The sequence below is a fragment of the Chloroflexota bacterium genome (assembly GCA_014360905.1).
Taxonomy (GTDB): Bacteria; Chloroflexota; Anaerolineae; order UBA2200; family UBA2200; genus JACIWX01.
Window position 1 is genome coordinate 89,767 of record JACIWW010000006.1, and the last position, 23,941, is coordinate 113,707.

The following is a 23,941-nucleotide window of genomic DNA, read 5'->3' on the forward strand; positions in this document are numbered from 1 at the left end:
ATCCACTGCCCCGCAGTGGGAGAGCTGACAAGCGCAAGCCTTGGCAGTTCCCGGTCACTTTCGCCAAGCAGGCTCGCTGCTGTATTCCGTCTCTTCAGCGGGCAAAGGTCCACTCAGGACGCATGTATTTCTCGCGGAGAAGCTGGCGTGCTAAGCGCTTCTCCTTAGCAAAGAGTATGTTGGGACTGAGATCTACGCCTAATGCTCGTCTGAAACCCATGCCTAATGCCCGCGCTCCATTTTCGATATCAATCTCTCCACCGAAAAGCTCGCTGATCGGTGTCAAGGTGAAACAAGGCAGTTCATGTGGTCTATTTCCGGTACAATGTCCTAACGCAATCGTTCCCTGGTGCAAAAGTACGCCTAGTTTCCTGGCCTGTGCTGATGTAGCGATGATATGTCTATCGAGTTGCACGTTGGTCGGAGGGGCATAGCGGGCATCCAAACCCAAGAGGCGCAATCCCTCGATAACCCCTGAGGAGATGCGCTCATAAGAAGCAAGCACATTGGACGGAATCAGAGTATCGGCCATGGACACGATAAGGCTATAGGAGAGGTCACCACCATGAAGAAAGGCCTGCCCACCGGTTAAACGACGCACATATCTGCATTCCGTACTGCGTGATAAAGCTGACTTCAGGCGAGAAATGCACTGCAGATATCCCACAGTGCAAAAGGGCGCGTCCCAATAATAGATACGCACCGTTGGTGGCACTCGCCCTTCGGCTACCAGGATCAATGTGGCTTCATCAATTGCCATATTGACATAGCCATCCGCAGCGCCTGTAAAAATCAGACGCCATTCGGCAAAGAGCATCGTTTCCTCCAAAATACAGCAGGCTGAAAGTCTGTTTGCTCATCATAGGCAGGCTCTCGTGCCTGAGATTCAAGCCCCATGAGGGCTAACTGTTGTGACTACAAACGAGCGCTTGGAGCAGGCAAGGTCCTCCCACGTTAACTCCGCCATGGCGATGGATATTGCTGCTTCTATTTCTTCAGCATTAAGGGGACGGGGGTAGTTGTACATGGTTTTCCTTGGGCGCTCGTTATAATAAGGACGGTTGCAATCAGGACAGCCCGCGGTTTCAAAGGCGAGGCCATTGGCCAACAGCTCGCGCAGTCTTGTAGGGTGTAAACCATAGGATATGAGTTGCCCCGTAGGTGAGAAACTCCAGTCTTCCATGCGACTAGCACCCGTGGCCAGCAGATAGCGGGCTACCTGAATACGCCGGTACGCTGGCAGTGGGGGTGGCAAGCGGTTAGCCCACATCGTGCCTGGAACGGGAGTGAAAGAAAATAGACCGATGGTTACCCCACAGTCCACCATCTCCTGAAGGATGGTGCACATCTCTTGCTCTGTCTCACCCAGTCCAGCAATCAGATGCGTCCCTATGCGATCAGGAAAGCGATCGGCCGCTTTACGCAGAAGATTGAGCCGACTTTGCCAATCGCTCCCCTTAGTTTTGCGGTAGACCCTCTCGCATGCGGCATCGAGGGCTATCGTGACTCGCTCTGCCCCGCAAGCGAGCAAGGTACGTACAGCATCCAGATTCGATACGACGATGGAGGCACTAATCGGTATGGAGGAAAGCGAGCGAAGCTGCTCGATCACGGAAAGGGTTTGCCGCAGATAACCTGGAAAGACAGTGACCTGCAGGCAACAGCGCTTGATTGTGCGTTGGGCAAACCCCTTTGCCACAGTAGGAAGCACGCGCTGGAGTGGATAAGGAGGCCAGGCAATACGCGAGAGGAAGTGGGATCGCGCGGTGCTGCTGTGCGCTTGCGTGCAGAAAGCGCAATCACATCCACACCGTTCGCCGATCATCAAGTAGGCAGTGGTCGGCTTATCCGCTTGGCACAGGTGTTGCAGACCAATAACTGCTGCAGTGCCTACTGATACACCAATTTCTTGTTCCGCCTCGGTCGAGATAGGCAGATCCCATGTTGTCACGGCCTCTGGATGACGCAACATTCGTTCTCCCACTGAATCGACAATTGCAGTTCTTTGGCCTCTTGTATTGCAGATGGGGCGGGGTTCACGATTTTGTTCACTCCGGCGCGCACAGACAAGCGATCTAGCATACGGCGGTAGAGCCCTCCAGGCCTCATGCATCCCAGATAGATGGGAGTATTGGGCAAAGCACAGCGCGCCGTGAGCAGAAAGTCAGTTACCTCGACCAAAGGTGGTGGTGGGCAGTGTGCGTACCTTGTCCCAGGCGTTGGCATGAAAACCAGTAGGACCAGAGCATCCAATCCAGCTACTCGGAGTCTCTGCAAGGCCTGGTATTCGCCATCGAGCTGGCCACCGCGCAAGCCAATGGTCAGATGTGGCACTACTTTCGCATATCGCCGCAGCATCTGATATGTGCGTATGTAATCCTCCACCGTATAATCGAGGCCATACACCTCGCGTATTGTCTCGTTGTCGCCAACGAAATCGAAGGAGATGATGTCCACATAGGGAGCGATCGCGCGCATGTCTTTTTCATCGATCATCCCTACGTGCCAGTTCAGAAGCCGACCAGTCCGCAATGCCTTAATCTGCTCCAGGTGCGCCGTCACAGGCACCCGGCCAAACTGATCACAGCCCCCCGAAATCAAGCAACTGGCTATGCCAGTGACGTCAGCGTCCTCTATAGCAACCATACCTCTGAGGTAGTGTCCATTGCAATGCGCACAATGTAGCGCACAACGATCGCCCGTCAGACTTATGGCCAAGGTTTGGTTAGGTCGGGTAAATCCAATCTGTGGTCGAAAATGTTTTGTGCGAACCTGCCAGGCTTCCTGCCAGCGAGTCATATTTGGATCTATGCAATGGTATCTTCGGCAGGGATTTCCAGCACGCCTGCCTCCTTCGTCTGCGGGGATATCGTGAGTTTGTGCATGCCGGCAGGCAGAGGTGTTCCTTCGACCTGAATGGTTACCTTGTCGCCGACGGCAAAACGCATTGGCTCTTGTGCAGATAGTTCTGCTACTGAAATACTACGACCATCAGGAAGGATTACCCGGGTTTGCTCAAGCGGATACTCAACGCCATCTACTTGCAGGGGACGGAGTCCCTCAATAGTGCCTGGAGCCAGTGTGTTCTGGATGGTCAATTCGAAGCCGTTCGCGGTGTTCTTGAGGCTTCCTTTTACATACAGTTTCTTTAGCAGAAACACTGGTACTGAGCCCATCTCATCCTCCTTTGATGTGATATCATGCCTTCCCTTCGGCGGGCTGACAGCTCAAGGGTTAGTACGGCTGAGCCCCCTTGCTCAATCACCTCGCAGGGATACCTATTCGTAGGTGCTCGGTGTGTAATAGGCAAGCCCCTTATATCGGTGATTTTTTTCACAAGAAGTATAGCAGAGACAAGGGATAATGTCAATCTGTCCGCTTCTGAGATTCGGATATTTCTGCACTACCCCGGTTCTTTGACACTCTGAGCGCAGTGAAGCGACTCCATGGACAGGGTTCTTTGCCAATTCACAGATTAGAATGACACCTCGGTGCAGTATATCAAATGGCAGTCCGCGCTTGTTCTGCTTCATGCTGCCACAGGCATGGATAGACTCATTTACACCTGATACCTTAATTGTTCGAATCTATACCACTAATCGTTTTGTGGTAGCCTGTGGATCGCGTCAACGCAAATAGTAGCCACTTAGGTCATGATAGGGGTCATGATCCTGCCTGGCTCGGGCGATAGGTGATAACTAAAATTGAATGCACAAGGGCTATGATCGCTTTCTTCTTGTCCGGGCAGCCAGCCTGATGACGCTATTGAGCACTTATGTAAGAGTTATTGACTCGAGAAACAAGCGCGCTACGGGAGACAAAGACACGCCTTATTGCCTCTAGTGCTCTCACCTGAAAGGCGTTTGCCAGAATTTTGATCTAGAGTCGCTCATGTCTACGAGTTGAGATGATAAGCTGTGGGGAAGCAATTTGTGCCAATTCAATTCCGGCAATGGTGTACTCGGCTTGTCTCAATCCGTAGCATCCAGCAAGGGATTTGTTGAACGCATTGGCTGGATATGCACTCCAAGCGGACATCCTGCCTTAGCACTGACTACCCTCCCAGGAAAGGGCTGAAGCGAAGAGACCGGCATAAGCCCGCTGTGTAACTTACATATACCACACCATGTACAACACAATGCCTGCCACGAGGGCCAAGAACCACAGGAGGAAAGTAACACGCATTAGCCATTTGAAGTTCCGCCTGCGCTGAGTACCCGATTGTCCCATGTTGCCTGAAAGGACAGTGTAAACTCCTAGCAGTTCGGCCACAGCCCCGAGCAACATGTGCGGCCAGAGCACTGTCGGCTTATCAGCGCCAGGATTGCGCAGCGCAAAGGGCAGGATGCGGAAAAAGGAGGGATTCATGATGGCGATAATCAGCACTGCGTTGGCGATAATTGCGACGGTCATCCACGTGTGGTGAACCTGGAACTTTCGTCTCTTGGCCTGGAATACGCCAACAATCAATATGACCAGGATCGCCACTTGCAGAATCAAGTTGATATCTGCGATAAGGTTTGCCCTGGTGCCTAAAATCCCGCTACCCATTTCTCCCTCCTTGTGCCCTTATGCGGCAGTATACAGTGAGAACTGATCCAATTTTGAGGACGCATGAACTTCCTGTTTAGTTGCGCGTGACTCTATTGGGTTCGCAGCAGTCGTTGCGCCTATTGAATTTTACAATGCTGTTCACGAGCTAGGTTGTGCTCCGTGCCTCGCCTCGCTTTACCTGTAGCATGCACAAGATGGCCAGTAGCATCGCCAGCGCTGAAAAGAGGAACAAGACACGATGGCCTAACAGGTCCATCAACCCGCCAGCAATGGGCGGAGCAACAATAGCCGCCAGCATGGAGAAGAGATAATACAGGCCCGTATAGGAACCGATTTTCCCCGGGGTTGCGATGTCAGATACCATGGGAAACGAGTTGATATTGATCAAAGCCCAGGCGATACCAGCAATAATCAACATACCTGCTAGGTAGAACATATTCGTAATGAAGTAGCCTCCCAAAATGAACACAAGCAACATCAACAACCCGGTCAAGATAGTAGGCCTCCTTCCAAAACGCGTGGCAATAAAACCTGCAGGCAGTGAAAAGATCAAGAATGCCGCAGAAACATAGGTGAGCATGGCCGCAGCGGTGCTCTCTGCGATTCCCAAATACTCTTTGCCGTAAGTCGTCCAGAAAGTTTCGATGGCATTGTAGCCTATAAACCAGGTAAAAATAGCCAGCAGAATGAACAAAGCGCTTTTCTCCTGGCTTCTGATGATTTCGTTGATGGTCGAGATGACGCCTGTGCGATCCTGTGCTTCCTCATGTTCGTGAGGTTCGCGGATAACCAGCACGACAATAGCAATTGCTACCAACATGATGAATGCACCCACGTAGAAGGGCAACCCCTTATTGGCCCGGTAAAGGAAGGCACCACCGAGGAAAGCGAGGGTAGTGCCCAGTCCCCCCATGAGATTGATAATGCCATTGGCTTTGCTGCGCAGTGGCGAAGGAGTAATGTCGGGCATCAGAGCCACTGTTGGTGTACGGAAGATGGCCATAGCAATATTCATGATGATGATCGCAGCCATGAGCAAAGGGAAGATTGGGAGGAGAAGGTGTAGCACGGGAATGAGCGCAAAGAAAAGGGCAGCGATAGGTGCACCGATCATCAGGTAGGGCATGCGCCTCCCGAAACGGCTGCGTGTGCGGTCGCTCAGGAAACCCACATAGGGTTGAATGGTTACGCCAGCGATGTTGTCGAAAGTCATAATTGCTCCAACGAGCCACAACGGAAGGCGATATTCGCGCAAGAAAATAGGCACATACGAGTTGTAAACGGACCAGATCAGGCTAATGCCAAAGAAGCCAAAACCAAGCAGAAAAGTCTTCCTGTAATCTAGTTTCATCAATCCTCCTTTTGGAAAAGATTTTTGTCTCAACCCTTGCACCGCAGTCTTAGTGCAAGAACCGCTCCAACCACTGTATGGATTGAGCCCCAGCGAAAGCCAATGCCACGCCCTTTACCGTCTTCCCCAGAAAGCAGATGACCAAGAACTGCCATAGTGGAAAATGCAGTGCACCAGCTGCTATGCCAGCTAAATCAAAGATCGGATTGGGTATCACCGACAGGACAAAAATCGTTGCGGTACCATACCGGCGCATCCAATTCTCCATACGCTCGTATCGGGCCCTATTTTGAGCCTCAATAATGGCTCCCCCTCCATAACCGGCCAGATAACCGCTCAATTCACCGATGGCCATGCCCGCGCCAGATACGGTGCCTACGATCAGGGGGTTAAAGACGCTACCCGTGATAAAAGTAGCTGCCAGGCTAGGCACAGGCAGAAGAACCGTAGCATTCCCAATCACGCTGATGAGGAAGAGACCCAAATATCCATATGTGGAAAAGCGCGCTACTTGTTCACGGTAGATGAAAATAAGTGCGGTGATACCTATTGCGAACAGCAGGAGCACTAGACGCCACCATGGTAGTGACTTGGTCTCTGTGTCAGAAGAGACGATATCCTTTTCTGGCTCCATTCATTCCTCCACTCCTATGATCGCGGACAGTACGGTGTTCACCCTACTTATGTAGGGCTGCCCCTTCGCCCTGTGCGGGGATTGGCATAGGGGGCGCCTTTTTAGCGTGTACCAGTGAGTTCTAACTAGGAGAGCTGGAAGCCATTCTCCAGGGCGTGCCCAATTTGACAATGTCCGCCCGCGGGCTCTGCACGCCCTGTGTAGCATTGACTGTATCTACCAACAAGGAGCAATGGTTGGCAATCCAGGTGTAATCGTAGCAACTGTGACCCGCGACAACCACCACGCAATCGCTCTCTGCCAAAAGGCTCTCGGTTAGAGGCTGGGACATTAACTCTTTCTGCTCGCGATAAAATACACTGCGGCCAATGCGGAATTGCGGAACATGAGGGTCATTGTAGCAAACCAGCGCACCGCGCTCTAGGAGCAACTCGATAATGCGTTCGGCCGGAGAATTCCGCGCATCATCCACATCCTTCTTGAAAGCCACGCCCAGTATAAGGATTTTAGACCCTCGTAGCATTTTATGATGACGATTCAGGCCAGCAATGACAAGGTCAACCACGTGGTAGGGCATGCTCTGATTCACCTCAGCCGCTAGCTCAATGAACTTGGTGTAGAAATCGTATTCGCGCGCTTTCCAGGAAAGGTAGTAAGGATCTACAGGTATGCAATGCCCACCTGTGCCAGGTCCTGGGTAAAAGGGCATAAAGCCAAACGGCTTGGTTGCTGCTGCCTGGATGACCTCCCAAATGTCAATGCCCATCCGTTCACACAGCAAAGCCAGTTCGTTGACTAGAGCAATGTTCACGCTGCGGAAGATATTTTCGAGGAGTTTGGACATCTCTGCTGCACGGGGCGAGGACACTGTGTAGACCGCGGGCGAGAGTTGACTCAGCAGTCGACGTGCCAATTCAGCGCATTGAGGAGTCAGCCCGCCAACTACTTTGGGAAGATTGCCGACATGATACACTTTGTCGCCTGGATTGATCCGCTCGGGAGAAAAAGCTAGGTAAAAGTCTTGCCCGGCTCGTAAGCCACTTTGTTCTAATATGGGAAGCACTTCATCTTCGGTGGTGCCTGGATACGTAGTACTTTGCAGGATGATCAGTTGACCTGAACGCAATCGCTTAGCAATGCCTGTGGCTGCAGCGATGATCGCGGACAGATCTGGCGCTTTCATCGCATCGAAGGGCGTAGGCACGCAAATAAACACGACATCTGCGTCTCTCAGGATGTCGTAATCCGTTGTTGCCCAGAGTCTTTTTGCTGCCACCAATCTAGCGATATCTTGGGCAGCAACATCTAAGATATAACTCTGACCTTCCTGGATGGCTTTTACTCTGGTCTCGTCAACGTCCAGGCCAGTAACTTTATATCCTGCCTCAGCAAAACCTACTGCTAAGGGCAACCCCACATAGCCCAGACCAAGGACACAAATGTGGGCTGTTTTGTCTTCAATGCGGTCAGCAAGCGTCAAGCTTTTCACCTTTGTGGTTCGATTTTGACCTGCTCCAGACGCCATAAGGCATACGCGGCGGCAACGAGCAGCAACACACCAATGAAATAACCCTCGATCATGCTGGCCTGTGTCAGAAACATGGCGATCACACCCAAGGCACAACCAACGAGGTACAAAATCAACACGGCTTCGCGCTGAGTAGCCCCCATCAGCACCAGACGGTGTGAAAGGTGGTCTTTCCCTGGCGAGGTCAGCGGATTCAGTCCGCGTCGCAGCCGTGAGATAACCACCAAGGTTGTGTCAAAAATAGGCAACCCCAGCACAACCACCGGGATCATCCAAGTGACAAAAGCGACGTTGTCAGGGAAGCGTAGCTTAATGCCCAAAGCAGCCAGCATGAAGCCGATGAACAGGCTGCCACTATCGCCCATGAAGATGCTAGCGGGATTGAAGTTGTAATAGAGAAAGCCCACGCAAGCGCCGAGGAGTGCAGCCGCCAGACTGGATACCAGGTACTGTCCGCTCATGACGGCCAGCAGGAAGAAAAAGATGCACGCTACTGTGGCAACGCCTCCGGACAGGCCGTCCATATTGTCCAGCAGATTCAGAGCATTGGTGATGCCCACTACCCATAGTAGCGTAGCAGCTACGTTCAGCACGGGGTTGTGTAGAAAGCCAACCTGAATGCCTGAGGCATAGAGGATGCCGGCTGCCAGTGTTTGCCCGGCTAGTTTGAATAACGGCCGCAGCCCAAGCCGATCATCCCACACCCCAAGGAAGGAAACCAGTGTTGCTCCCACCAACATGCTGACAACCTGTGCGACGTAAAACTGGTGGCCGAAGGCAACCAGCGCGATGATGCAACCTAAGTAGATTGCTACCCCACCCAAGCGTGGCACCGGATGCGTATGTATCTTCCGCGCGCTGGGCTGATCAATGAAGCCCCAGCGTATAGCGCTCTTGCGCACCAATGGTATAATGCCCAACACAATCAAAAAGGCACTAGCAAAAATTAACATATACTGCGTCATGTTAGCCCCTCAATTCCCTTGCTGTTGCGGCTGCGTTGCCTGCTGCTGTGCTTGCAGTTGGTCAATAAAACTTTGCAGTGCTGCTTTCTCGCTTTCAGGCGACACTGCCAGAGCGCTCTGAGCATGAGCGATGGCTTCGTCTATGCGCCCCAGTTGCTGGTAAAGCAGGGCTAGGTTGCGGTGGCTGATAAAGTCGTTAGGAAAAGCCCGCAACACTTTCAGATTTTCTTCAACTGCTTCCTCCAATTTACCCAGCCGAAAGTAGATCAGTCCCAAGGTGCTGTGGGCTCGCGCCAAGTTGGGATCCAATTCAATCGCTTTGAGATTAGCACTCAAAGCATCCGTGATGTTGCCTTGTTCGAGATAAATGTAACCTAATGCGCTGTGTGCATCGGCGTTATTGGGTTGATAGACAAGTGCCTGCTGATATGCGTTCGCTGCTTCATCCAGTTTGCCCTGTGCAGCGTAGAAATTGCCCAAAATTAGATATGTATCCGCGTATTGAGTATCAAGCGATAGGGAATGATTCAATTTTTCCAAAGCCCCATCAAAATCTCCTTTGGCTATGTACACCAGTGCCCATTCATTATAGAGATGTGCACTGTTCGGACTGAGAGACGTGACCTGCTCGTAGTAGGCATGTGCTGCTTCCAGTTTTGTTGCACGCTCTTCCGGAGTGGCGGCTATTTCAGCCCAATTGCGGTATAGCCGTCCCAGATTAGCGTAGTGGTCGGGGTTGAGAGGATTCAACTGCCGCGCGCGTTCCAGGGCTTTAAAACTTTCTTCGAAGCATTTGACTCTTTCCTGGTTATCCTTGGCTGTGCTGGACTTGCCCATCCATGCACGCCCAAGGAAGAGATAGTAATAATCCTGATCTGGAGCCAATGCAATAGCGCGGTTGTAGAGCTGGATAGCCGCATCGAACCGCTGCCCCTCTTCTAGTTTCAGCCCCTGTTTGTAATAGATGTCTGCTTTCACAATGGTGACATTCGTGGCAATAATCGCCACGGCAACAAAGGCGACGAGGATGGGATACGCCCACAAGTTAGCCGTGCGCCACAATTTCTGTGGCAACTGCATATCCACAGTGAGTGCCAGGGCGATAAGCAAACCGAGGATGGCGATACTTTCATAATAGAAAACAATCGTGTTGGCAATGTCCACACCGGGCTTGATGTATTGTGTATGGAGCACCATGCCAAAAAGCAGCACAGTAAAAGTCGTCGCGGTATAGATGCTAAGGGCGGAAAGCCACCAAGTTGGGGCTTGTCGGGATGAGGAACTTCGCTCAACCTCCGAGGACACCACAAGTGCTCCGACTAACCAAGTGAGCAAGAACATCCAGAGCGTACCGTACGACGTGCGCGAATCGCCGCGAGGTATAAGGGTTGTCAAGGAAAGCTGGATAATGCGCAATGAATCAATTTCTAACATAGGATTGGCAATGAACTCAAACCCCAAAGTAAATAGCATTACTGCCACGATCAGCGAGCCTGCGAGCAATTTGGGTACCCAAGAGGGACGCGATATTCCTCCTTCACTCGTCGCATCGCGGAGCCTCGCTTGCACGGTGGCATTGACCGTTGCCAGCCGAGCGTGCTTTTTGGTCCGACGGCGTGAACGTTTGCTTGACCGTGGCTGATGGCGTTCACCTAGCCCTGGAGAATGGACTAATGTTCCTGTCTGTGCCAGAGCAGATCGCCATGTTGGTTCCTCTCGGATCCTGTTCAATCCCAGCAAGACGAACGCGGCAGCATAGACCCAAAAGTGCACTCGCGTGGAGGCGATGGCAATGCCAAAGTGGATTTCGATAAAGTGCGCCACAATTGCAGAGAGCAGCGCAATGAGCAGCCATCGTCTCTTCAGACTGACTGGGGGTTGTTCTGTGCTGTAAAAGAAAGCTGCCGAAAACATGAGGTAAAGCGAGGTGCCAGCAATAAATCCTACTGGCAAACCCACGCCGGATAGCTTGTAGGTGCCTTCGACCAATTTGGGCAGGAATATGCCAACAATAGCCCCTGCTATGCTCAACAGCAGGAATAGGTTGCGCTGCTGTTTTGTACCCATGAAGCCAAGCCACTTGAGGCCATAGTAGAATATGCTGCTGAACAGGAACATATAGGCCAAGAAGCCAATGACGCCAGTGATGACCAAGGCATCAAATGTCTCGTTGTGTGAACGATCTGGCGATGCATTGCGTGCTTCATAATGCGCTAAATCGGGTGGGTAGAAAGGATTGTACGCTACATGCATGGTCTCTGGCCCGTAGCCGACAAGCGTCCGCAAAGGATGGGCCGTGATCAACTTCAGCGCGCCCTCCCAGATGAGCACGCGAACTTTTCCTGTGCCCGTTTCTGTCTCGAAAACCTGCCCTAACCGGCCAATATAGGGCAAATTCCTGAAGGATGATAACGGGCTGTGGGGAAGGTTAATCAAGACCAGGAATGCTGCGATGAGCAGCGTGTGGATAGTCCAGGAAAGCCATGCCCAGCGCCAGCCGCGTCTGAGTGCAACCAAGAGCACATAAGCAGGCACAATGCCCACCGGGATGCTCCCAATAGCGAAAGCGATAGCCCTTCCCAGATCTTTGGCATGGAGCGGGCTTTGATCGCTGACGCTGCGCCGTAGTGAGATGAGTGCGACCAGCATAAAAACGTAGAGCCCACCGAGCAGACCCAGCCAGGGCCCTCGGCTCTGAGTGAAGAAAATACAGATCAACTGCACGCTCATCACAAAGGTGTAACAACCAGCCAGCAAAGCATGTGAGATATCCCCTTCTTGTTCTTGCAGAAGTGCTGAGAAGGATTCAAGCACCCTAGCCAGGGTAATGGGCACAGCCATAATCAAATAAGCAGCCACGAAGATGGAATTGCCCATATTGGCAGCCACGCGCAGGGTTACATCGCCAGTCCATGGCAGTGAATCCAGATTGAAATGCTGTAAGACGCCATAAAGCGAGATGGGCAAACTGGTGAGAATAATGGTACTACACAGCCGATCTATTTGCTCTCGGTAACGCATAGTGCTGAGCATCATGAAGAAGATAACGATATACGAGAAAGTGGTGTACGTGCCCTGCAACCGCACGTAGGAACCCCACAAACTGATACGTGGCGCTATCGATAAGAGCGTGCTCAGCACGTACGCTCCTATAAGGAGAATAGTAGGTAAGACAAAAGGGATGCGCGAGATGCGCTGCCACAACCCAACCTGCTCTGTTGTGTGACTTTTCTCTCCCGTCACTGTGGTGCGTGTGCTTCCCCAGGCACTGCCATCCATGACCTTGATGAGCCAGGCTATAATCATCACCAGTGCGATGGAGCGCACCAGGGATAGCTTATCTGGTTCAAAAACGCGGCTGGAATGGATGTTGAAAAAGAGGGGAGCAAGGATCACGGCAAGCAGCCAACCTGCTTCCAAAACCTTGTCACAAAACACGCTTAATTTAGTCTGCATCAATTCGTTCCCTACACCGAACCTTTGTGATATGCAAAATCTTACCGTACTTGCTCAAAAAAATCAAGTATTTGTGTGCGCTTCCCGTGGCGGGGAAGAATCAAGCACTCAGGACTTGGTTATACAGATTCAATATCCTCTTTACCATAATGGGCAAAGAGAATTCGCTCAGGGCACGTTGCCTAGCACGCTGCCCCATCTCTAGACGCAATGGTTCGTTTCGTAGCAGCGTGGTAAGCGCTTCAGCCAGTGCTGCCGAGTCTCTCGGCGGTACGACGAAGCCGGTCTGGCCATGCACGTTCACAAAAGAAGTGCCAGTTCCCAGTTCAGTGCACACCACTGGCTTGCCACAAGCCATGGCTTCAACCTGCACGGCTCCCCATGACTCGCTGCGATGAATAGCAGGCAAGACAAAGACGTCGCAAGCATGATAGAGAGCGACCAGCTCCTCATCGCTCACCCGACCTAAGAAGAGCACCTTCTCGTCCAGACCCAGTTCGCGAGTGAGAGCTTGCCATTTCTTGCCCTCGGGCCCCTGACCCACAACGAGCAATTTTGCCTCGATGGCAGGCATCGCTTCGATCAAAAACGAGACCCCTTTATAATAGCGCAACAGACCCACGAACAGGATTAGTGGGGCTGCATAGCACTTTCGTATCTCTTCGGCACGTTGCCTCACTGCTTGGGACTCTGCAAAGCGCTCGAGATCGGTACCATGTGGAATAACCACACATTTATCAGCAAGAGGTCTTAGGTAGGGTGAGCTTTGGATGTAATTGGGGCTAGAAACAGTGATTTTGTCCGCGCGTGCCAACAGGTGATAGAGAAACGGTTTGTATACTTGCAGGAGATACTTTTGCCGTACGATGTCGCTATGATAGGTAATGACCATCTTGCGGCTGTGTCCAGCCAGCAAGTACGCTAGTTCCCCTATCGGATAGGGAAAATGTAGGTGAGCTATGTCCGCTTCCAGGCGACGCACCCAGGCAAATAGGCTCAGGCTGATGGGTGCGGAGGAAACAGTTGCCAAGCGTCCTGCTTTGATGACACGCACTCCGTTTACCTCTTCGATATGTGTTCTGGCGGTTGGGTGCGTAACCAGCACAGTAACCTGATGCCCCTGTCGCACTAATGCCTCAGCAAGCATCTTGATATGATTTTCTATACCACCTACTACGGGGTAGTAATCTTTGTAGATGTACAGAATGTTCAATGTATACTGTGCTCCGTGATAAAAATATATTTTAGCTTAGTCGCATCTTAGCAAGCGGCTCAAAGGGTGTGATGGTTTCTCCTAATAGGGCTTTGACAATGCGCTCTGCAGCGTGGCCATCCCCATACGGATTCACAGCTTGGGCCATTTGTTCGTATTCCTTTCTATCGTCCAATAGCCGTCGCGTCCATGCGACAATACGTGCCCTGTCCGTCCCGACCACACGCACGGTGCCGGCTTCTACTGCCTCTGGACGTTCCGTGACCTCGCGCAATACGAGCACCGGCTTCCCTAGCGCTGGCGCTTCTTCTTGGATACCACCTGAATCCGTCAATACCAATGTAACATGTTTCATGAGATAAACTAAAGGCAAATAATCCAGTGGGGCAAGCAGCGTAATATCCGCGACATCCCCTAGCATGCGCTGAGCTACTTCCTGTACGTTAGGGTTTAGATGGACTGGATAGACAATGTGTACTTCACCGGCATATATGAGTGCGATGTCTCTCAAAGCCAGACAGATTTGTTCCAAGGGTCTGCCAAAGTTTTCACGGCGATGGGCTGTGACTAGAATCAGCCGCTTGTTTAAAGGCACATCTCGCAGCGGTCCACAGGAAGGTTCATAGGGCAACTGTGCTACTTGATACAAAGCATCAATCACGGGATTGCCCGTCACCAGAATTGACTTGGGGTTTATGCCTTCACGTATCAGATTGTCCTTGGCGCGCTGCGTGGGAGCAAAGTGCAAATCCGCGATGGCACTGGTCACACGGCGGTTGACTTCCTCAGGAAAGGGCTGCCATTTGTCGAAGGTGCGCAGTCCGGCTTCGACGTGGCCGACTTTGACTCGTGCATAAAAGGCTGCCAACGAAGCCACAGCCACGGTAGTGGTATCACCTTGTACCAGGACCCAATCTGTTTGTTCTTGCTGCAGTACCGACTCTAATTTCGCCAGCATTGCCGCGGCTACCTGCGTAGGCGATTGGCTATCTTGCATAATATTCAGATCATAGTCCGGCACAATGGCAAATAGCCCCAGGACCTGGTCGAGCATCTCCCGATGCTGTGCCGTCACACAAACTCGACTGATAATTTGAGCAGGGTATTTGTCCAATTCCTTGATAACCGGAGCAAGTTTGATCGCCTCCGGGCGTGTGCCAAAAACACAAAGGACCTTCATGGCTTGCCTCTTACATATCTTTGCACCACGACTTTGTAACGATAAGCCGGACGATGCAATAATCGCTCTTTGAGTTGCCGATATATAGGGTCTTGTTCGACGTAGCCTTCCTCCCAATCCAAATCATAGTGCTGAACGAGCTGTTCCAATAATTCCTCATTGGTCACAGAGCGGGTAGCATCACGGCCAAAGGTGATGAGCCAAACTCGTTCCGGTTGCTTGTCTTGCAGGAGAGCCAGAGCCGTATCGCTGTACCACACTGGTGCAGGTTGAGGCCCAAAACGGTAGTAGTACCCAAAGCCAGCATCCGGCTCGCTGACAATGACATCACCTGGCTGGTATTCGCGTTGTACTCGTGCTACAATCTCGCGCATCGGTACTGCGTAAATGGGATTGTGGAATTCGTTCCCGTGATAGTAATTGACAAGCCCGCTAGCAGCGGTCAGGGTCAACACAGCCAGGCTAAGTGCTTTGAGCCTCGAGGAACGCAAATCCTCGATACCGATGGCGATCAAGAGATAAAGGAAAGGCGCTGCAAAAATAGCACGGCTTGGGATGTTGATAAATGGGACATCTACGACAAACCAAATCGTGCTCAGCGCTACCAAGATTATGCTCGCCGCCAAACCAGTTACAAGAAAGCACAGCAACGTGGGTTGCCGGCGTAGCTGCGCGATCCCATAGAGCATCAGGCTCAGGACTGCGAGTCCACCGATAATGGCTGGCCATCGCCAGGGGAACAGGGTTTCCCCAATTGCGAAGGAATAAAAAGGATAGGCCAATTTAATGACATAGGCAGATGGGCCGCTGGCGTAATCGGCAGCAGTGAGGGGATAATTCCGGATGTAAGGCAATGCATACACAAACCATATCATGGCAATTGCGCCGCTCATCCCTATGCTTGCCAGCCAACGCTTGAATTGAAGACGATGTGTTCCGGCTTGTAGCATGAGCACTAACTGGCAGACCAGGGCTGCCCCAGCGACATAACTAGATAACAACAGCAGGATGTTGACCAGCGTGTACACGGCCCATAACCCTAGACTGCCTCGTTTATTTCTTGGATAGATTAACCTCCAGAACAGACAACAGGATAGTAGGCTGAACAGTAGGGTGGGCAAGTAGTAACGCGCCATGCGCGCATACAAGACAAAAGTGGGGGAGATGGCGAGCAGATAAGCAGCGATAAGCCCTGCCTCAGAACGGTTGAACTGGCGGGCGAGCAAGAACAGGAGTAGCACCGAAGCCAATCCCATCAGTGCGCTGGGTACGCGCACCGTCGCGTCCCCAGTGCCAGCGATCCGAATCCACAGATGCAGCAACCAGAAATACAGAGGTGGCTGACGTTGAAATCCCCGCAGAACTGCTTGGGTCACCGCCCCTAGATCAGGTGCCGAAGCGATATCTACATTGTTGTATTCATCAATCCACATGCTCTTGGCACCAAGGTTGAAGAACAGCAACGTGGTAGATACCGCCAGAATTCCTAGTAACAAGAGCCTCTGTCGAGATTCCTCGGCTCGATAAATAGAAGAGCGTGTGCTCATAGGCACCACATTAACCTTCTGCAGATAATGTATGCTGACAACTTATGCAAGGTATCCCCTTTTTACTTTAGACGACAGAACTTGTCTATGCGTTGCGGACAGCATCTGGGGCGAATCCTCTCTATTTACCGCTGGCCTTGGCAAGTTCACACAAGGCGGGAATAAAGTTCTAACGTTCTCTGGGCTGTCTTTTGCCAGGAAAATTGCGCTGCTCGCGCTAACCCGCGCTCGCGCAAATCCCTTTGTAATTGTGTGTCTACCAGCACTTGATGCAATGCAGCCCGGATCCCATCCACACTAGTGGGGTCAAAGAAACGGACTGCCGTGTCCCCTATCTCGAGAAGGCTTGGGGTATTGGAGCAGACGACAGGTGTACCGCAAGCCATTGCCTCCAGCACGGGCAGGCCAAAGCCCTCGTATAGACTGGGAAAGACAAAGACGGTGGCCCCACTGTAAAGCGCAGGCAATACCGCTTCTGGAACAGGGCCCAGCCAAATGATGCTCTGGTGCAGACCCAGGGATTGGGCACGCTGGCGTGGTTCAGGGTAATGAATATCCCATACCCCCGCAATAACGAGCGGTAACGGCTGTGGCTGCAACTGTGCCCACGCTTCTACCAAGCGCACCAAATTCTTGTGCGGCTTGTTGATGCCTACATAAAGGGCGTAGTGTTCAGGAAGGGCATATTGCTCACGCACTGCCTGGATTTCAGATGGAAGACGGGGATAGAAGCGAGGATCGGCAGCCAAGGGGACTGATGTGGTTTTGTGCGCTGGGGTATGAAAAAGAGATAGCAAATCGCGCCGCGTGGTCTCTGAAATAGTCAGCACATGCGTGGCTGCACGTAGGGCCAACGCTGTGGCATAGCGAAACAGTAGACGTGCCTGGAATGAAACGTATTCTGGGAACAGCAGCGGGATGAGATCATAGACGGTGAGTAAGGTAGGAGCACCAGGGCGGTAGGGCATCAGATAATAGGTGCTATGGTATAGATTAGCCCCCACTTGGCGCAGGACGCGCGGAATCACCCATTGCTGTTGTATGGAAAAACAGGAGAAAGGCACATCGAGCAGTTGGGCGGCCCCTTGCGTTATTTCCTCTAGGCTCGACCAGTAGGTCGAAGTAGGGTCCCGTAGTAGGAACAATCGTTCCCTTGCCCGGAGGAGGGATACCATTTCCCGCGTTAAATTAATAACATACCGACCGATGCCAGGAAAGTGATTCGTTGCGGTGCGCGCATCCAAAACGTAGATGGTCACCGTAGCGCCTCCTCTAGGATCTCTTCTACCGATTGCACCATCCGTTGCGCCGTGAAATACGTTTCGACTCGGGATCGTCCTGCCAGTCCCATGGTTTTGCGCAGGGTGGGCTCGTGCAGGAGAGTAACCACTGCTTCTGCCAAGGCAGACTCATCCTCAGGAGGGACCAATAGCCCCGTTTCTCGATCGGTCACGATCTCCGGCAATGCTCCGTGGGCAAAGGCTACCACTGGCTTAGCCATGGCCATCGCCTCGATATTCACGAGACCAAAGGGTTCTGGGTCGCCGGGGTGGACGAAGACATCCATGGCTGCGAAGGCTGGGCGGACATCTGCTAGGTGCCTAGTGAAGACAACTTGCCCGGCAATGCCCAGATTCGTTGCCAGCGTGCGCAACTGGTTGGCATACTCATCGTCTGCATCAAAAACAGCGCCACCGACAAGGACAAACCAGGCTTCAGGCACCTTGGCCTGGACCCGGGCCATTGCGCGCAGGAAGCGCTCCTGTCCCTTCCAGGGGCGCAGGCGCCCTACCATGCCGACCAGTGGTGCTGCATTGGGAATGCGATATTGCTTGCGGAAAGGTTGGCCGTCCATGGTTGGATCGAAACGCTCCAGTTCAACACCATTGTAGTTCACGGTTACTTTGTGAGGGCAGGGCAGATGTGCTGCTACTGCTTGGGAATTGGCGATGACATGATGCGCCATTGCACATAGCCAGCGTTTGCCCCATGCATCGAGCCACAGGTGGCGTGGACGAGATTCTCCCAGCCAGAAATCACGCATTTGCCAGATAAAGGGCAAACCAGCCCAATGGGCAGCGGGCGCTCCATAAAATGCCGCACGAATGGTGTTGGCATATAGGAGTGCTGCACCCGATTGGCGCACCAATCGGGCGATGTCCCTGACCCCTTCCACCCAGTCAAAAAGAAAGCGCGGGGAACGGCGCAAGCGGGGCATTGCCAAGATATGAACGGAGGTGTTTAATTGGGCAGCCTCTTCTGCCAGCGGGCCTCCCGCACAAGCCAGATGTGGTTGCCACTTGGCACGGTTCAGGTGCTTGAGGATGAGCAAGAGACTGTGCTCTGCGCCGCCAAGACCCGGTGCATGGTCGAGGAACAAAATCTTATGGACCATATGTGCCCCACCACACGGCCAGATGCAAAATAGCCCACAGCTCTCTAGAAAAATCTCTCTTCCCTTGCCAATGCAACTGGGCCATCTGCCTAATAGGATCGGGACGCAGCACTCGCCAAATAGGGCTCGATTGGGACAGGACTTCCTCCAAGTGCGGGCGCAACAGTCCTCGCAGCCAGGAAGCAATGGGTACATCGAAGGCATGTTTGGGACGATGCCGAATTGGCTGTGGTAGGAGTTCTGCAAATGCAGCACGCAGGAGGGCCTTGCTTACCCCGTCGCGACGGTGCAACTCCGGCGGTACCCTCGCTGCCCATTCTACCACCTCTACATCGAGAAAAGGCACTCGTGCCTCCAATGAGGTTAGCATGGATGCCCGGTCGGCTTTCACCAGGGGATCTCCCTCCAGCCAGACCTTGAGATCCAGTTCCTGAATTCGGCTTTGCCAGGAGCGTTCAGTGGTAGCAGCGAGTAGAGGGGCCAAGTCAATCTCGGGAGCAAGGCTTTCCAGACAGGCAAGCCACTCTGGTTGGTAAAGGCGAGTTCGCTCCTCCGCTTGCGTAACGCTGGAAAGGATGCTCTGGGCATAGAATGTCGCAAAATCGGGAGAAAGACGGGCAGTAGCGTTGTGACGACCACGACGGCCAGCCAAGAGGAATTGGGTCAGGCGGCGCAGTGGATTGCGCAAGGGAACAGGTATTGGCCAAGGACGATGCCAGCCGTACCAGTTGTAACCGGCGAATAGCTCATCAGCACCCTCACCGGTGAGAACTACGGTGATATGGCGCCGAGTCTCCCGCGCCATCAGCCAAGTGGGGAATGTAGCAGGGTCTGCAAATGGCTCGTCCAGAGCCTGGGCTAACAATGGCCACTCGCGGGCTATATTGGTTTCCACGACAATCTCGGCATGTACTGTCTGAAAATGGTCAGCTACAAGCCGGGCGTAAGGGGACTCGTCCAATCCCGGCCAGTCTGGAAAAACTACCGAGAAGGTGCGCACTGGAGCAGAGGATGCCTGCGCCATGAGACCAACGACGATGGAAGAGTCGATTCCTCCGGAGAGAAAAGCACCCAAGGGCACATCGGAGATCATCTGGCGGCGGACAGAATGGGTCAAGCGCTCGCGCAGTTCAGCAAGGTGCTGTGACCAGGTGAATGCTCGCTCTGGCACAAACTGGATATCCCAGTAGCGATGCAGGCGTAGGGGCTCGTCCACTCCTATGGTGAGATAGTGCGCTGGTGGGAGCTTTCGGACACCTAAGTAGATGCTGCGTGGAGCTGGGATATAGCGGGTGGCCAAAAACCAATCCAAGGCCAGAGGGTCCAATTCACAGCTCCAGTGGGGCAAGGGAAGCAGGGCTTTGAGTTCCGAGGCAAAGGCTATCCCACCGCCGGGGAGTGCAGCATAGTAAAGCGGCTTGATGCCCAGGTGATCACGAGCCAAGAATAGCCTCTGCCGCCGTACATCCCACAGGGCAAAGGCGAAAATCCCATTGAGATGTATAGGCAGCTTATCTCCCCACTCCTCGTAGCCATGTACCAAGACCTCAGTATCGCTCTGAGTATGGAAGGCATGCCCCTTCGCTTCTAGTTGAGCGCGTAAGTCTCGGTAATTGTAGATCTCGCCATTGAAGATGACAACCAGGCTTTTGTCCTCATTGAAGAGGGGCTGATTACCAGTCTGGAGGTCAATGATAGCCAGGCGACGCATGGCCAAGCCCACGGGACCCTGGAAGAAAAAGCCCTCGTCATCAGGACCACGATGGAGCAGTGTTGCATTCATCTGTTGCACTACTACTGGATCAACTTGAGCATTGCGGAGATAAAGACCAACGATTCCGCACACATTATCCCCCCTAATGGGTCAGCCGAGTTCTGCAAAAATTTTTCGGTACACCGCCAAAGTTCCCAATGCTGTTCGCTCCCAGGTGAACTCGCGAGCCCGCTGCAATCCTCTCTGGCGTAATTCCTCGCATAAGGCTGGATTCGCCAATACCTGTGCAATGGCTTCAGCTAAGGCATCAGGACAGCGTGGATCAGCAAAGTAGGCGGCATCACTGCATACCTCGTGGAACAAAGCCCAATCCGAGCACACGATGGGTGTCCCACAGGCCATGGCCTCAATCAATGGAACACCAAAGCCCTCGTAGAGCGAAGGAAAGATGAATGCATCGGCTGCAGCATAATAGGCTGGAAGGGCTTGGTTTTCCATATAAGCGATGTGTGTGGTAACTGGCCCAAGGCCTAGCCCCTCTATCAAGCGCGCTTGGGAAGCGGTTGGAATGCCACCTACGCGCACAAGTTGCACTGGCCAGCCGCCTTGGCGTAAGATCGCTACAGCCCTGTAAAGAGCCTCCGTGTTCTTTCGTGCTGCACTATGCCCTACGTGGAGCAACAGGTAGCGGTTCCCATTGCGCAGCAGTGCAGCCCGTTGCCGCTCCCGCTCGTTTGGGGACAAGGGATGAAAAATAGGCTCGAGTCCGTGGTAGACGACGTGGATGCGCTCAGCCGGGTAGCGTGTTTCACTTACTAACTCTTGTTTAGCGTACTCGCTGACGATCACCACATGAGCAGCGCGCTGCATCCCTCTGAAAGCCACATCGAACAACCACATCGCCGGCCCTTCGGGATTCCACCGACGCCAGGAACGAGGCGTGCCCCCATGCGAGGTAACCACGGTTCTTCTCGGCTCCAAGAAGAAAGCCAAATGCCCGTAGCTATTGTCTAGAATATGGTAAATGTCCGCTTGCACCTTGCGCAAGACGAGTGGATAGCGAACCCACCTGGAGAGATAGAGCCCCAAAGTCCGTAGCGAAGCAGGGCGTCCATAGGGCATGGAAATTGAACGGTCAGCCCATGACCAGGACTGCACCAGCACCTCAACGATTTCCAAATCGGAGGCCAAGGCTCTGAGCCCACTAGCCAGCCGATTCGCATACACTTCGATGCTGGGCCAGTTCTCCTGCGGCAGGTCACGCAACAGTGCTATTTTCATTTCAGACTCCCAAACGCCTGATAAACCTGCAATGTAGCCTTGGCAATTGCTTCGTCAGTGAAATGAGCCAATGCACGTCGCTTTCCCGCTTCTGCCAATTGCTTCCGCTCCTCGGGGTGCTCTATCAGCCAAGTCAACCGCTCGCGCAATGCCCCGACATCTCCTTCGGGGAAAATCAAACCAGCGTCCCCAATCACCTCTGGAATCGCTCCTGAATCCGATCCTATCACGGGCGTGCCGGCCAGCATCGCTTCAGCCAAGACATGTCCGAACTGCTCCATCCAGAAAGGCATAGTGCGCGAAGGCAGCACCAGCACTTCCAGGGACTTCAAATAGGCTGGCATCTCGGAATAGGCAACAAAGCCAAGACAATGCACTCGGTCAGCGATTCCAGCTGCTGCAGCGCGCTCCTGTATGAGTGCACGTAATGGCCCTTCACCAATTAGGATCAGCACAGCATATTGGGCTAATGGGATGAATGCCTCGAAGAGATCCATTACTCCCTTCTCTGAGACTAGTCGTCCAACAAAGCCAATGCGAAAACTGTTGATGGAGAGCGCAGGGTGAGGTAACGCCGCTTCATAATGCGCTGGATTCAAACCTACTTGAGGGATAACAGTCACTGAGCCGGCATAGCCCCGCCACCTCACAACGTCAACTGCCCCTTTGTTTCCCGCAATCATCCAGTCCACCCGGCGCAGTGTGAATCTCTCTAGCCAACGCAAGGGGCCGCGACCCTTAAGGAAACGATTTTCCCATGTGAAAGCAACCAAGCGATATCCGAAACGCGGCTTCAAGCAGGCCAGCAAGGCTAAGGTCAGGCTATGGGGTTCCGCTTCTGCATGTACGATGGCGGGCTTGGTCTCTTGCAGGAGGCCCATGACCTGAGCAGGAGCATAGCATCGTAGCGTATTGTTGTGTGCAAAAGCCAATGGTTGGAGGAATTTGACCTCAAAAGGCTCAGCAACTTTCTCAAAAGTCAACTGAGAGCCAGTGGGCAAGCGCAGCATGGACAAAGCCGCCAGAGTCAAGGATACGCCTCCTTGGGTTGCCAGCCAGCGTAGTTTTCCGCGGTACTCCGCTGGCAGATAGGTATGCGAAACCATCAACACTCTCACTAGCTCCGCTCCTAGACACACTATGTACAAGTAGTAAGCTTTTTCACAATTTTTGCCAATGTCGCACCTCGTACCATTGGCCCATTACGTCAGCTAGCTCTGCAACTAGTTTCACCGATGCCAGACGTGGGCCAAGGGTAAATAGTTCTCGTATCCAGCGCAAGCAACGCATGCCCGCCCGCAAGACAAGCCGGCCAGGTGAAGGGGGACGCCCGCGATGTTTGCGCTCGAAGAAGACAGCACCGCGTCCGTGAGTATGATATTGCTTCCAAAACCGCGTCAGGGTGTACTCATGTAAATGCACTACTTTGATGGGCACATAGAGAAGGCGGTAGCCCTGCTGGACTACGCGCCATTTGAGATCAGCATCTTCACCACCTGGAACAGGGAAGGTTTCATCGAAACCCCCTACTTCCTCAAGCACCCGTTTCCTGTACGACATCGAGTTCGTCCCGCCTGCCGGGCATTCAAAGCCACCCACGTAAGGTTCAGGACCGGCGTGGTAGATATGATGAGTCACATATGCTTCGTACTGAGCAAAGACATTCTGCTGTAGTATATCATCCGGTGCTTCCAAATAGCCCCCGGCTCCGGCTATTTCTGGGCAATGTTGATAGCCTTCCGCGAGACGAGCAAGGAAATCCACCGGGATCAGGCAGTCGTCATCGGTAAAGGCGATGATCTCGCCTGTGGCTATCTCTATTCCTCGATTGCGTGCCGCGGCGGGTCCTCGATTGGGTTCCTGGCGAATATATCGTACCTGAGGGAAATCACTTCGTACCATCTCCCCTGTTTTGTCAGGCGAACCATCGTCTACGACAATGACCTCGTAGTCAGGATAGCGTTGGGCTGTAGCAGCAGTTAGGCAACGCCGTAGCAGAGTTTGGCGATTATAGGTGGGGATAATCAGCGAGAAACGCATTGGCACTGAAACTCCCCTGTGTCCTCCCTGGCGCGTAATCTATCATCCCGATCTTCTTTATACTCCATAGCTATATTAGTCAC

At 52.9% G+C, this 23,941-nt stretch carries 19 protein-coding genes; all 19 read right to left on the reverse strand.

Features of this window, described 5'->3' with window-relative positions:
- Positions 1-94: 94 nt before the first annotated feature.
- Positions 95-817, reverse strand: a complete 723-nt coding sequence (locus tag H5T67_04430; protein MBC7244566.1) for a lipoate--protein ligase family protein — start codon at positions 815-817, stop codon at positions 95-97.
- A gap of 69 nt (positions 818-886) precedes the next feature.
- Positions 887-1,972 (reverse strand): radical SAM protein, encoded by a 1,086-nt coding sequence (locus tag H5T67_04435; GenBank protein MBC7244567.1) that lies wholly within the window; start codon positions 1,970-1,972, stop codon positions 887-889.
- Positions 1,948-2,799 carry a radical SAM protein gene (locus H5T67_04440; protein MBC7244568.1) on the reverse strand — a complete coding sequence of 284 codons (852 nt, stop codon included), beginning with the start codon at positions 2,797-2,799 and terminating at the stop codon, positions 1,948-1,950. The genes H5T67_04435 and H5T67_04440 overlap by 25 nt, the downstream gene beginning before the upstream one ends.
- Positions 2,800-2,807: 8 nt before the next feature.
- The gene (locus H5T67_04445; protein MBC7244569.1) at positions 2,808-3,176 is read right to left on the reverse strand and encodes a hydroxymethylglutaryl-CoA reductase; all 369 of its coding nucleotides are present in this window, start codon (positions 3,174-3,176) and stop codon (positions 2,808-2,810) included.
- 934 nt (positions 3,177-4,110) lie between these two features.
- Complete coding sequence (locus tag H5T67_04450; GenBank protein ID MBC7244570.1) at positions 4,111-4,551, reverse strand: DUF420 domain-containing protein; 441 nt, start codon at positions 4,549-4,551, stop codon at positions 4,111-4,113.
- A 148-nt stretch (positions 4,552-4,699) separates the two neighbouring features.
- Complete coding sequence (locus H5T67_04455; GenBank protein MBC7244571.1) at positions 4,700-5,905, reverse strand: SLC45 family MFS transporter; 1,206 nt, start codon at positions 5,903-5,905, stop codon at positions 4,700-4,702.
- A 49-nt stretch (positions 5,906-5,954) separates the two neighbouring features.
- Positions 5,955-6,539 carry a VTT domain-containing protein gene (locus H5T67_04460; GenBank protein MBC7244572.1) on the reverse strand — a complete coding sequence of 195 codons (585 nt, stop codon included), beginning with the start codon at positions 6,537-6,539 and terminating at the stop codon, positions 5,955-5,957.
- Positions 6,540-6,660: 121 nt separating this feature from the next.
- On the reverse strand, positions 6,661-8,064 hold the full coding sequence (locus tag H5T67_04465) for a nucleotide sugar dehydrogenase (protein MBC7244573.1): 1,404 nt from the start codon (positions 8,062-8,064) through the stop codon (positions 6,661-6,663).
- Positions 8,025-9,032: an undecaprenyl/decaprenyl-phosphate alpha-N-acetylglucosaminyl 1-phosphate transferase gene (locus H5T67_04470; GenBank protein ID MBC7244574.1), complete on the reverse strand. Its 1,008-nt coding sequence runs from the start codon at positions 9,030-9,032 to the stop codon at positions 8,025-8,027. The genes H5T67_04465 and H5T67_04470 overlap by 40 nt, the downstream gene beginning before the upstream one ends.
- A gap of 9 nt (positions 9,033-9,041) precedes the next feature.
- Positions 9,042-12,488, reverse strand: a complete 3,447-nt coding sequence (locus H5T67_04475; GenBank protein ID MBC7244575.1) for a tetratricopeptide repeat protein — start codon at positions 12,486-12,488, stop codon at positions 9,042-9,044.
- Positions 12,489-12,588: 100 nt separating this feature from the next.
- On the reverse strand, positions 12,589-13,701 hold the full coding sequence (locus H5T67_04480) for a glycosyltransferase (GenBank protein ID MBC7244576.1): 1,113 nt from the start codon (positions 13,699-13,701) through the stop codon (positions 12,589-12,591).
- A 31-nt stretch (positions 13,702-13,732) separates the two neighbouring features.
- Positions 13,733-14,881, reverse strand: a complete 1,149-nt coding sequence (gene wecB, locus H5T67_04485) for a UDP-N-acetylglucosamine 2-epimerase (non-hydrolyzing) (protein MBC7244577.1) — start codon at positions 14,879-14,881, stop codon at positions 13,733-13,735.
- Positions 14,878-16,428, reverse strand: a complete 1,551-nt coding sequence (locus H5T67_04490) for a glycosyltransferase family 39 protein (protein MBC7244578.1) — start codon at positions 16,426-16,428, stop codon at positions 14,878-14,880. The genes wecB and H5T67_04490 overlap by 4 nt, the downstream gene beginning before the upstream one ends.
- 146 nt (positions 16,429-16,574) lie before the next feature.
- The gene (locus H5T67_04495; protein ID MBC7244579.1) at positions 16,575-17,687 is read right to left on the reverse strand and encodes a glycosyltransferase family 4 protein; all 1,113 of its coding nucleotides are present in this window, start codon (positions 17,685-17,687) and stop codon (positions 16,575-16,577) included.
- Positions 17,684-18,823 carry a glycosyltransferase family 4 protein gene (locus H5T67_04500; GenBank protein ID MBC7244580.1) on the reverse strand — a complete coding sequence of 380 codons (1,140 nt, stop codon included), beginning with the start codon at positions 18,821-18,823 and terminating at the stop codon, positions 17,684-17,686. Before H5T67_04500 ends, H5T67_04495 begins: the two co-directional genes overlap by 4 nt.
- On the reverse strand, positions 18,813-20,669 hold the full coding sequence (gene asnB, locus H5T67_04505; protein MBC7244581.1) for an asparagine synthase (glutamine-hydrolyzing): 1,857 nt from the start codon (positions 20,667-20,669) through the stop codon (positions 18,813-18,815). The genes H5T67_04500 and asnB overlap by 11 nt, the downstream gene beginning before the upstream one ends.
- Before the next feature lie 18 nt (positions 20,670-20,687).
- Complete coding sequence (locus tag H5T67_04510) at positions 20,688-21,818, reverse strand: glycosyltransferase family 4 protein (protein ID MBC7244582.1); 1,131 nt, start codon at positions 21,816-21,818, stop codon at positions 20,688-20,690.
- On the reverse strand, positions 21,815-22,936 hold the full coding sequence (locus tag H5T67_04515; protein MBC7244583.1) for a glycosyltransferase family 4 protein: 1,122 nt from the start codon (positions 22,934-22,936) through the stop codon (positions 21,815-21,817). Before H5T67_04515 ends, H5T67_04510 begins: the two co-directional genes overlap by 4 nt.
- Before the next feature lie 43 nt (positions 22,937-22,979).
- Positions 22,980-23,864 (reverse strand): glycosyltransferase, encoded by an 885-nt coding sequence (locus H5T67_04520; GenBank protein ID MBC7244584.1) that lies wholly within the window; start codon positions 23,862-23,864, stop codon positions 22,980-22,982.
- Positions 23,865-23,941 lie beyond the last annotated feature (77 nt).